Origin of the sequence: Hyphomonas sp. (assembly GCF_037969335.1) — a bacterium.
In the GTDB taxonomy this organism is placed as follows: Bacteria; Pseudomonadota; Alphaproteobacteria; order Caulobacterales; family Hyphomonadaceae; genus Hyphomonas.
Map to the genome: position 1 here is coordinate 1 of NZ_JBBKXE010000046.1, position 10,624 is coordinate 10,624.

The 10,624-nt window shown below is 63.8% G+C and carries 11 protein-coding genes; 7 read left to right on the top strand and 4 right to left on the bottom strand.

Going from position 1 to position 10,624, the window contains the following annotated elements; all coding sequences use genetic code 11:
- Positions 1-1,935: zinc-dependent metalloprotease (locus AADA04_RS03390; RefSeq protein WP_340691827.1), on the bottom strand; the 1,935-nt coding region annotated here is incomplete at its 3' end.
- 224 nt (positions 1,936-2,159) lie between these two features.
- On the opposite strand from AADA04_RS03390, the gene AADA04_RS03395 reads away from it, so the two are divergent.
- The gene (locus AADA04_RS03395) at positions 2,160-3,032 is read left to right on the top strand and encodes a type II CAAX endopeptidase family protein (RefSeq protein WP_340691828.1); all 873 of its coding nucleotides are present in this window, start codon (positions 2,160-2,162) and stop codon (positions 3,030-3,032) included.
- A gap of 51 nt (positions 3,033-3,083) precedes the next feature.
- Here the strand turns inward: AADA04_RS03395 and AADA04_RS03400 are convergent, their stop codons facing one another.
- Complete coding sequence (locus AADA04_RS03400; protein ID WP_340691829.1) at positions 3,084-4,223, bottom strand: acyl-CoA dehydrogenase family protein; 1,140 nt, start codon at positions 4,221-4,223, stop codon at positions 3,084-3,086.
- Between the two features lie 62 nt (positions 4,224-4,285).
- Here AADA04_RS03400 and AADA04_RS03405 point away from each other — a divergent pair, with 62 nt between their 5' ends.
- From AADA04_RS03405 to AADA04_RS03420, 4 genes are all read left to right on the top strand, one after another.
- On the top strand, positions 4,286-4,822 hold the full coding sequence (locus AADA04_RS03405) for a GNAT family N-acetyltransferase (RefSeq protein ID WP_340691830.1): 537 nt from the start codon (positions 4,286-4,288) through the stop codon (positions 4,820-4,822).
- Between the two features lie 30 nt (positions 4,823-4,852).
- The gene (hemB, locus tag AADA04_RS03410) at positions 4,853-5,848 is read left to right on the top strand and encodes a porphobilinogen synthase (protein ID WP_340691831.1); all 996 of its coding nucleotides are present in this window, start codon (positions 4,853-4,855) and stop codon (positions 5,846-5,848) included.
- 224 nt (positions 5,849-6,072) lie between these two features.
- Positions 6,073-6,429, top strand: a complete 357-nt coding sequence (locus AADA04_RS03415) for a hypothetical protein (protein ID WP_340691832.1) — start codon at positions 6,073-6,075, stop codon at positions 6,427-6,429.
- A 145-nt stretch (positions 6,430-6,574) separates the two neighbouring features.
- On the top strand, positions 6,575-7,861 hold the full coding sequence (locus AADA04_RS03420; protein ID WP_340691833.1) for a hypothetical protein: 1,287 nt from the start codon (positions 6,575-6,577) through the stop codon (positions 7,859-7,861).
- Between the two features lie 29 nt (positions 7,862-7,890).
- Here AADA04_RS03420 and AADA04_RS03425 read toward each other — a convergent pair whose 3' ends face one another.
- A complete protein-coding gene (locus AADA04_RS03425) occupies positions 7,891-8,379 on the bottom strand; it encodes a DUF2165 family protein (protein ID WP_340691834.1) in 489 nt (162 codons plus the stop codon).
- Positions 8,380-8,455: 76 nt separating this feature from the next.
- Positions 8,456-9,001 (bottom strand): hypothetical protein, encoded by a 546-nt coding sequence (locus AADA04_RS03430; protein WP_340691835.1) that lies wholly within the window; start codon positions 8,999-9,001, stop codon positions 8,456-8,458.
- A 219-nt stretch (positions 9,002-9,220) separates the two neighbouring features.
- Between AADA04_RS03430 and AADA04_RS03435 the strand changes: the two genes are divergently transcribed.
- Entirely contained in the window at positions 9,221-9,742 is a 522-nt protein-coding gene (locus tag AADA04_RS03435) for a cytochrome c (RefSeq protein WP_340691836.1), read from the top strand.
- Between the two features lie 5 nt (positions 9,743-9,747).
- A complete protein-coding gene (locus AADA04_RS03440; RefSeq protein WP_340691837.1) occupies positions 9,748-10,422 on the top strand; it encodes a cytochrome b/b6 domain-containing protein in 675 nt (224 codons plus the stop codon).
- Positions 10,423-10,624: the final 202 nt, after the last annotated feature.

Below are 10,624 nucleotides of genomic sequence, written 5' to 3' on the forward strand. Positions count from 1 at the left end.
GTCCGGCAGGTCCAGCGCCGCCGGATCGAGCGTCGCCAGCAATGCGTCGAGCGCGGCCTTCTGGCGTGTGGTCGGCACGGGTGCACCCGCCTGCCCGCCATCGCCGCGCAGCGAATAGCGGAAATCATATCCGCCAATCGATTTGGCTGCCGCCGCAACCTCATAGCGGTGATACAGGTAGACCGGGACCAGCACCGCCCGCAGGTCATAGGTCGGCTCGCCCGCCTGGATGACATCCAGCCCGAACCGGCCAAGCGCCACTTTCCGTACACGCATCGTCTCGCTCAGTGCCGCGATCGGGTCGTTGCCATTGTCCCAGACGCTCGCATAAGGATGACTGCTGCCCACACCGCGCCCCTGCGCATCGTCAACGAAACGCAGGCCGCTCGCATAGGCCGCGCGCAGCACCGTGTCGCCTTCAGCACCCGCATCCGCCCCGTCCGGATATTGCGCATACAGCCAGGTCGCCGCCACCTTGTCCCATGCGCCAATGCCGACGCCGTAGACTTCAGAGAAGTCCAGTGCGCCGTCCTCGCCCACCGTCACCAGCGGCGCGGGATAATCCATCACCGAGGCGCGGTCATTGGCCGAGGCTGCGAAATTGTGCGCAAAGCCGAGCGTGTGGCCCACTTCATGCGCGGCCAGCTGGCGGATGCGCGACAGGGCCAGTTCCACCGGGTCGTCTGCTGCGCCCGTGCCGGTCTTGTCCGTGCCGGCGAGCCCTTCGAAGATCATCCGGTCCTGCCGCACACGCTGGCTGCCGAGGATCACGTTCGCCTTCAGCATCTCGCCGGTGCGCGGGTCATACACGCCGCCGCCATAGGACCAGCCGCGCGTCTGCCGGTGCGTCCACTGGATCACATTATAGCGCACGTCGAGCGGATGGACGCCCTCGGGCAAAACCTCCACGCGATAGGAATCCGGGAAACCCGCCGCTGCGAACGCGTCCTTCCACCAGGACGCGCCCTCGATCAGGGCCTGGCGGATCTGCTCCGGCGCACCGGAGTCGACATAGAAGACAATCGGCTTGATGGCCGGGCTGCTCGCCGCCGTAGGGTCCTGCTTCTCCAGCCGGAAGCGCCGGGCAAAGGACTGGCGCACCTGCCCCGACAGCGGCGCGGAGAAATCATAGAAGCCGACATCGATCGCCCCGCTGCGCGGATCGAACAGGCGCGGGCGATAGCCGTCGTCCGGCAGGCGCACCAGCGACTGGTGCTGTACCAGCGTGAAGGCACGCCCGTCCGCCGCCGTGGCGCTGACCTGTGATTGCGGGTCGTCGCTTGTCAGTGTCAGGAAGGCGTCGAACTCGGCATTGTCCGGGAAACTCAGCGCCTGTGACGCATCCGGCATCGACCGGTCTTCGGCAATCGCAAAGTCGCCGCCATCCGGATGGGCCTTCAGGATGCCACGCACATTCAGCGCGTCGCGCGTCAGGAAGCCCTTGAGGTCGACCAGCAGCGCGCCGTCCGGGCCCTCGGCGATCACGTCCCCTGCCCAGATGAATGACCGCGCAAAGGACTCCCGCACCGCCTTGCGCTCCAGCGCATTCTCGGCGCTCGCCCGGTAGGTCCAGTTCTCCTTCTCCGCGATGAGCTTGGTCCCGACGCGCCGGAAGGCGAGGATCTGGCCCTCATCGAAATAGCCCCGGTCAAGGCCAATGGGATTGGAGCCGAGCCCTGCCGTCAGCCCCGCCGAATGGATCGCCCGCAGCGACACGCCATCCGCATCCGGCGCCGGAAACGCCGCCAGCACGCGCCCGCTTTTCGTATCCGTATAGAGGTCGAGAAAGCCCTGGCTCAGCGTCAGGCCCTTGGTCGCCGTCGCCCAATCAGCCGCGCCTGGCGCCTCTGCGGCCACCGCCGCCTTCGGCTGCGCGGCACAGGCCGAGGGAAACACGGCAAACACCGCAAGCAACAGGACGGCAACAAGGCGCATGAATTCTCTCCGGGAATGGCTGATGGCCCCTACGCTGCCGCATATGGACGAAAGGTTCAAATCGTTTCCGGCGGACGGCTCTCGAAACAGGGTGGCTGTTGGCTGGCCATGCCCCGTCATCTCGCAGCAACGCACCCGCCCCCTTCATCCTTTTCATTGACGCACCAACTTCGAGACCGTCGCGTGAGCGCGCGTTTCCTATAAAAAAGAGTCTGGACAATTTATTGAAATTCGATATGTCGCTTCCGATGACATATTCACAAGCTGATCGCCGTGATGCCTGGGTAACGATTGCGATATTCCTGGTAATCGTAAGCTGCCTGAGCGCTATCGCACATCTTGCGATCCTCGAACTCAATCCCACAAGCCTCTATGTCGGCGCGCTGATGGTGTGTCCGGCAATCGCCGCCCTGGTGACGCAAAAGATCAGGGGCCGCACAATCTCCAGCCTGCCATGGGCATGGGGAAACTGGCGCAGCAATTTTCAGGCCTACGTGATTCCGGTGATCTATGTCGCTTTGGCGTATGGCCTGATCTGGGCATTCGGTCTCGGGGCACCGTTGAATCCTGAAACCGTTTCCGAATGGTCTGCGGAACTTGGCTTTCCGCCGAATGCGCCTGCCCTGTCGATGTTTGTCATGATCGGCCTGCTGGCGAGCGTCCAGCTCATCAAATCGCTCGGATCAATTGCCGGCGAGGAGATTGGCTGGCGTGGCTTCCTTGTCTGGGAACTTCGCAAAGTCATGCCGTTTGGCGCCGTGTCCATCGTCAGCGGCCTGATATGGGCCGCCTGGCACTATCCCATTGTCATCAAGTATGGCGGCGGTGATCCCGTGTTCCAGGTCGCGTGCTTCACGCTGATGATAACAAGCATGTCCGTGATCTTGACGTATTTCACATTCAAATCCGGCAGCCTCTGGCCCGCCGTGATGTTTCACGCCGCCCACAATATCTTCATCCAGAAGGTCTTCACGCCCCTCACTGTGACAACCGAGGGCACACAGATGTGGATCGATGAATTCGGCCTCATGGTCCCGCTTGTCGTGACCGCCTTTGCCATCGTCTACTGGCGGAAAGCGAAGGCCGAAGGATTCTGAGATCCAGCATCGTTTGGACGCACAGTATCGGCGTTCAGGATGTCCTGTCAGTCAGCCCTTCAACATATCCCGTGAAATGATCACGCGCATGATCTCGTTGGTGCCTTCGAGGATCTGGTGCACGCGCAGGTCGCGCACGATCCGCTCCACGCCATAATCGGCGAGATAGCCATAGCCGCCATGCACCTGCAGCGCGTCATTGGCGACCTTGAACGCCGTGTCCGTCACGAACCGTTTCGCCATCGCGCACCAGCGCGTCGCGTCCGGCGTCTTGCCGTCGAGCCGTCCGGCCGCCTCGTACAGCATCACCCGCGCGGCCTGCAGCTCGGTCTCCATGTCGGCCAGCTTGAACTGCATCGACTGGAACTCGGCCAGCGCCTTGCCGAACTGCATCCGCTCCTTGGCATACTCAACCGCCTTGTCGAGCGCGAGTTGCGCGCCGCCCAGCGCACAGGCCGCAATGTTCAGCCGCCCGCCATCGAGGCCCGCCATGGCGAACTTGAAGCCGTGGCCTTCCTCGCCGATCCGGTTCGCCGCCGGCACGCGCACGCCATCAAGGATGACCTGCGCCGTCGGCTGGCTCTTCCAGCCCATCTTGCGCTCATTGGCACCGAAGCTCAGCCCCGGCGTGCCCTTCTCGATGATGAAGGCCGACACGCCCTTGGCGCCGTCGTCCGAGGTGCGCGCCATCAGCACGTAAACGTCCGAGACGCCCGCGCCCGAAATGAACTGCTTGGTGCCGGTGATGACATACGCGTCGCCATCCTTCACCGCGCGCGTCTTCAGGCTGGCGGCATCCGATCCCGCCCCCGGCTCGGTCAGGCAATAGCTCGCGATCAGCTCCATGCTCGTCAGGCGCGGCACCCATTCCTGGCGCAGCGCGTCCGATCCGAACGTATCGATCATCCAACTCGCCATGTTATGGATCGAGATGAACGCCGCTGTCGACACGTCGCCATAGGCGAGCTGTTCGAAGATCAGCGCCGCGTCGGTCCGCGTCAGGCCCGATCCGCCGACATCGTCCTTCACATAGATACCGGCAAAGCCAAGCTCGGCGGCGCTCTTGATCACGTCGACCGGGAAATGGCTGTCGCGGTCCCAGGCGTCCGAGTGCGGCAGTAACTGGTCCCGCGCAAATTTCTGCGCCATGTCGCGGATCATGACCTGTTCATCTGTAAACATGGCGCTCATTTGCATTTCAATCCTTATTCACTAGAAGCAACAGCAATGACAAATAGCGGCAGCGAGAGTCAATGCGACGTCTACCCGATGACTATGCGATCTCACGGTCGACACAGGATGAAATCCCTGCGCTGATCGCCATCGATCTGGCCGCCGGCGCGCTGTTTGCCGACACCGGCCTCCTGTCGGAGGAGGCGCTCGCAGACCATGTCCCCCCGGAAGTGTTCGAACAGGCCATCACGGCCAGCGACCTGATCGTGGCGCGCGGCCCGGCGCGCCAGCCGGTGGGCTTCGCGCTCACGTCGCGGCGTGGCGGCACCCTCTATCTCGACCAGATCAGCGTGCATCCGGGCCATGGCCGCAAGGGAATCGGCGCTGTACTGGTCGAGCGCGTCGTCGCCGAAGCCAAACTCCGCAAGCTGCGCTGCGTCACGCTGTCCACCTTCCGCGACCTTGCCTGGAACGGCCCCTTCTATCGCCGCCTCGGATTCCGCGAGATTGCCCGGTCGAAACTGGCCGACTGGATGCTCGAGCTTGAATCTGTCCAGGCCGCCAGTCTCGATGTCTCCCAGCGCTGCTTCATGAAACGCAAGGTGGGGTGGTTGTAGCGGCCCGGGATTTGCCGCATCTAGGCAGTCATGACCCAGTTTCCCCAAGCCTTCCCCGCCACCCGCATGCGCCGCCTGCGCCAGTCCCCGTGGATCCGCAGCCTCGTCGCGGAAAACACGCTGACGCCCGCCGACCTGGTCTGGGCCATTTTCGTGCATGATGGCGAAGGCCGCGTACCCGTCGGCAGCCTGCCCGGCATCGACCGCCTCAGCGTCACAGAGGCCGCCGCCGCTGCCCGCCGCGCCAGCGAGCTTGGCATCCCGGCCATCGCGCTCTTCCCCTATATCGGCCCCGAGGGCAAAGACGCCACCGGCTCCGGCGCGCTCGACCCCGACGGCCTCGTGCCCCGCGCCCTGCGCGCCATGAAGGACGCCGCGCCCGAAGTCGGCCTGATCACCGACGTCGCGCTCGACGCCTATACGACCCACGGCCATGACGGCCTGCTCGATGAAGACGGCACCATCCCGAATGACGCGACAATCGAGAAGCTGGTCGAACAGGCTCTCGCCCATGCCAATGCCGGCGCCGACATTGTCGCGCCGTCAGACATGATGGACGGCCGTATCGGCGCCATCCGCACGGCCTTCGACGAGGAAGGCTTCACCAATATGATGATCCTCGCCTATGCCGCCAAATATGCCAGCGGCTTTTACGGCCCCTATCGCGACGCCATTGGCTCGGCCAAGTCCCTCAAGGGCGACAAGAAGACCTACCAGCAGGACCCCGCCAATTCAGACGAAGCCCTGCGCGAAGTCGCGCTCGACCTCGCCGAGGGCGCCGACATGGTCATGGTCAAGCCGGGCCTTCCGTATCTGGACATTGTCCACCGCGTGTCCACCACGTTCGGCGTGCCCACCCTCGCCTACCAGGTCTCCGGCGAATACGCCCAGATCACCGCCGCCGCCCGCAACGGCTGGATCGACGGCGACCGCGTGATGATGGAATCCCTCATGTGCTTCAAACGCGCCGGCGCGAGCGGCATCATCACGTACTTTGCGGAAGAGGCGGCGGAGAAGCTGGGCTAGCCCCACACACCGGACTCATCCTGAGCGAAGTCGAAGGATGAAGGACGCGGCGCACACCCTCACCGCCCGCGCCCGTGCTTCAACTTCGCTCAGCATGAGCGCTCCGGAAGCGTGGGGCCCGCAGGGCAAAACCCTAACGCAACCGTAATCTCCCCCACGCACTCCCACCCCAATCCTGCCACGATCCCGGCCTATCCATCGCCGGTCAAATTCAGGAGCCTCCCATGATCCGCACCCTTTGCCTTGGCCTCGTGGCCGCCTGCCTCACTGCCGCGCCTGCCCTTGCCGAAGACCGGTCCGAACAGGTCGCCACCTGCATGATCAGCCATGCGACAGAGGCCGACATCGCGCAGATGAAACAGCTGATGCTGCTGGCCCTGCAGGAGAAAAGGGACGAGGCGACCGGCGTGCTCGGCTCGCTGATGCTGACAGCCGGCCTCAGCGCGTCCGGCAATTGCGGCGTCGGCTTCAGTGAAGTCGGCACGCCGATGTTCGAATACGCCATGCGCCTCTATGGCGAGCATCTCGGAACCACCGTGCTGGAACGCTCCCTGGATGCCATGGGCCTGCCCATGCAATAGCCCGCTCCGGGGGCAAGACGCGAATTTTCCCCCGGATGTCAGGAACAGGGGTGGGCAAGCCAATCTCTGCGGGTCACACTGCCGCCAGACGCACAGGCCGCCGGGACGCAGCCGTGCATTCTAAAATGAGTGGGGGTATCCAAAAATGACGCATCTTCTTCGCCTCTGGCTTGCGATTATGGTCGCAGCTTTGTCGTGTGCCGCCGCCGCCGCGCAGGGTACGCCGGAGATCGTGCCGCCGGGCTGGTCGATGCGGGTCAGCACCAACAGCGTCTACCTGACACGCCCCGACATGCCGAACATCCAGATCGCCATCGTCAACGATGTCCGGCCCGAACTGACGCACGAAGAGAAATTCGAGTCCGCAAAGGCATACTTCGCCGAACGCGCGCACTGCCCCGCCCTGGCACAGGCCGAAACGCAGGGCTCCTTTGCCGGGCTGTTCGCATCGGATGATCCGGGTAGCCCGCATTGCCGCCTCATCGCCATGGGGCATTGGGTGAAAGACGGCCTGCAAATGGCGGTGATCGTGAACACACAGCCCGCCCTCGGGCCGAAGGCAGACAGCTACGCCTACCAGGCCATGACACAGCAAATCATCGAACTGTTCACGCTGCGCTACCAGCTCTCACAATCCGACCAGAAGCCGGTTCCCACCGCTGAAGGCTATGCCAGGTCGATCCCGCGTGGCCACAAGCCTGTCAGGATCGTCGACATGGTCCGGTCCCAATTTACCGAACTGTTCATGACGGCCGCATGGGAGCCTGTCGGCAATCACACGGCGATGTTGTTTGCCAGCGAAAGCGACACCGCGCCCGCATGGGGATCGCACTGCATGGACTGGGACCCGACACTGTTCGCCCCGGGTGATATCCTGACCTACGACAAGAGCAGCCAATGCCTCCCCTTCCTATGGCGCTGGAAAGACGGCCGGAAAAATGGCACGGTCGAGGCGCGCAGCATGGGCCAGCCGGAATGGAAATCACTCGGCGCATTCGAGGCCGACTTCAATCACTTTGACGAAGACTCCCGAATCGAAATGGTCCGCGCCTACAATGCCTTCAAGAAGGGTCAGGCGCTCAACCTCGCCTATGGCGCGGATGCCGCTGTCCTGAAAAAGGTCGCCGCCGGTGCACTGCCCGCCTCCGCGCTCGGTCCGTACGACATTATTTTCACCCCGGACGGCCGGTTCATCGCCGGCACCGTCCGCTCCGCAACGCTGCCCGGCGGCAAGGCAGGCGGCGTCCGGGGCTCTTACTATTTTGATGGCCATGTCGTGACCCTACTGCTTGATGACGGGCACGTGGTCGAAGGATTCGCTGGCTGGCTCGACACGGCGCAACAGGACGAGCCCGCGACACCCGGTGCCGGAACAGCCATCAGCAATGCATCCAGCCTGAACATCAATGGCTGGACGTACCACAGCAAGTAGGCATCGGCGGCTGTACGGCGCAGCGCGCCCTATTCCTCGCGCGCCCCGACAAACAGCGCCATCACGCCGATCATGCTGGCATAACGGAAGGCCGAGTTGAGCGCGAGGTCGATCATCACCGGTGACCGCCACATCTCGAACCAGGTCTCCGCGATCACGATCCATCCGGCAAACAGCATGAACAGCGCGACGCCGCAGCCCGCCAGCGCATAAGTCTTCGCCTTGGCAAAGTCCGCCGCGTCACCGCCCCGCGCGCCCCACATCTGCCACGCGCCGAACAGGCACAGGGCACCTGTCGCGATTTTCAACAGCACAATGAACACTGCGCCCAGCAGGATTACCGCCCCGTTCGTCGTTGCCCGTCCGCTGGTCGGGGCCGGGTCGAATGTCGACATCGACGTCGCCGCCTCCACCGCGCCCATCGTACCGGCCCAGTCGACAAGATTGCCCATAACGCCCAACAGCGCCCACGCGGCAATGCTCAGGATCAACAGGATTTTGATTATGCGTAACATCATGGCGTCCCCTCCATTTGTGGATGCAATTATGAACCCGCCTCGCCCCAGCGCAAGTCAAAACCGGAAGACCCCGCACTCAATACGAATGCTTCGGCGCGATCATGGATTCCGCGCGGTCCGCATAATAGGCATCCATCAGCTCGCCCAGCGGTTTGTCATCGCCCCATCTCATATGGTCCGCCCACAGCACGGCGGCGCACAGGTCTGACACGAAGGCCGATACGCGCTCATTGTCCGGCTCCGCCATGTCATAGCGGCTGCCCTGTATCCTGTGCGCGTGCGCATTGGTCTGGTGGAACGCGCCCAGAATGCATGTGCGTTCTTCCGGCGCGGTGACGCTCGTCCAGTCTGGCCATAGATTTCCAGCACTGGGCTCACCATCGCAGATGCGGAACACGAACCGCGTCGACAGGCCGATGCAGGATTCCGGCGTCGGCAATATCGTCGCCGTCAACACGGCCGCATCATCTGCCTGTCGTGTGTCCAGTGCGCGCTCTTCATGAATGGTATCCAGAATGATCTCTGCGTCTGATCTGGTGTTTGTCATCTTGATCCCGACGCCGACGATCAACGCAATCGCAGCGCCGCCCAGTACAAGCGCTATCGGCAAAATCTTTTTCATGCCGTCCCTCCCCGATTCATTTTATATACCATTCAGAACACAAATCAGGTGATGAGTAAAACGGGGCCCTTAGAATCCGCGCACATCCTGCATAGGCGCCATGCGTGCCCGCCTGCCATGCAGGCGCGGGCACAAACCGCCGGGGCAATTTCCCGCCCGCGATTGCGTCTGGCACATCGATTTCGTACCAATAGGCCCATCATAAGCACGGAGAGCCTCATGACGATTCGCCCGACTTCCTTCGCCCTCGCTGCCTTTGCCGGCTTCGCCCTCCTCGCCGCCTGCGGATCGGGCGATGCCCCCGCAGCTTCCGTTGACGCTGAAACCGCTGCCCTGCCACTCTCCAATGGCATGACCGCCGCCGAAACCATTGACGCGCGCCAGACCCACCTCAAGGCCGTCGGCAAGGCCTTCAAGACGATCAGCGACGGCCTCAAGGAAAGCGAACCCGACATGGCTGCCCTCCAGGCCGCCGCCGCCAGCGTGCCCGCCGAGACGGCGACCATGGCCGACTGGTTCCCCGACGGCTCCGGCCCTGCCTCCGGCGTGAAGACAGATGCCCTGCCCGTCATCTGGGAAGCCCGCGCTGATTTCGATTCCAAGATGGCCGACTTCACGGCCGCGGCGGCCACGCTCGACACGGCGGCCCAGGCCGGTGACATTCCCGCCATCACCGAAGCCTTCAAGGCCACCGGCGCCACCTGCAAGGCCTGCCACCAGACCTATCGCGCAGACGACTAGCACCCGTGCCGTCCCCCAACGCCCGCGTCCTTGTCTGGGACTGGACCGTCCGTCTCTTCCACTGGCTCCTCGTCCTCGGCGTGGCGGCCATGTGGTGGACCGCCGAACAGGGCATGATGGACTGGCACAGGCGCATCGGCCTCACCCTGCTTGGCCTCATCGTCTACCGCCTTGTCTGGGGCGTGATCGGCCCGGGCACGGCCCGGTTCGCCCGCATGGTCGCCGGGCCCGGTGCCATCATGGCTTATGTGCGCGACCTCGCAGCCCGTCGGCATCGCCCCCATTTCGGGCATAACCCGCTCGGCTCGCTCAGCGTCTTCGCCATGCTGCTCGCCCTTGTCACACAGGTTTCGACCGGCCTGTTCGCCGTCGATGTCGACGGGCTCGAATCCGGCCCGCTCGCCAGCAAGGTCTCCTTCGAGACCGGCCGCCTCGTTGCGGAAATCCACGAGACCAGCTTCAAGGTCCTGCTCGCGCTCATCGCCCTGCACGTCATCGCCATCGCGGCTTACCTGGTCCTGTTCAAGGACAACCTCGTCCGGCCCATGGTCACCGGCCGCCGCCCGCAAACGGACTTCGACACCCCTCAGCCCCCCCTTCGCACCCCCTTGCCGCGCATCCTCGCCGCCGCTGCCACCGCCGCAGCGACCGTCTATGCCAACCTCGCCATCGGCGGCTGAACGAAAGCGACAGTCCCGCGAATTTTTTGCGACCCCCACCATTCCGGATTGCGCTCGGATGCGGCTGTGCCTATCGGTCAGCCACCCAGACACCGGAAATACCTCCCATGAAAATACACCAGACTCTTCTCGCCATCGCCTTGCTGGCAGGCCTCTCAACGCTGAGCGCCTGCGGGCAATCCACTGCTCCGGAAGCAACGGC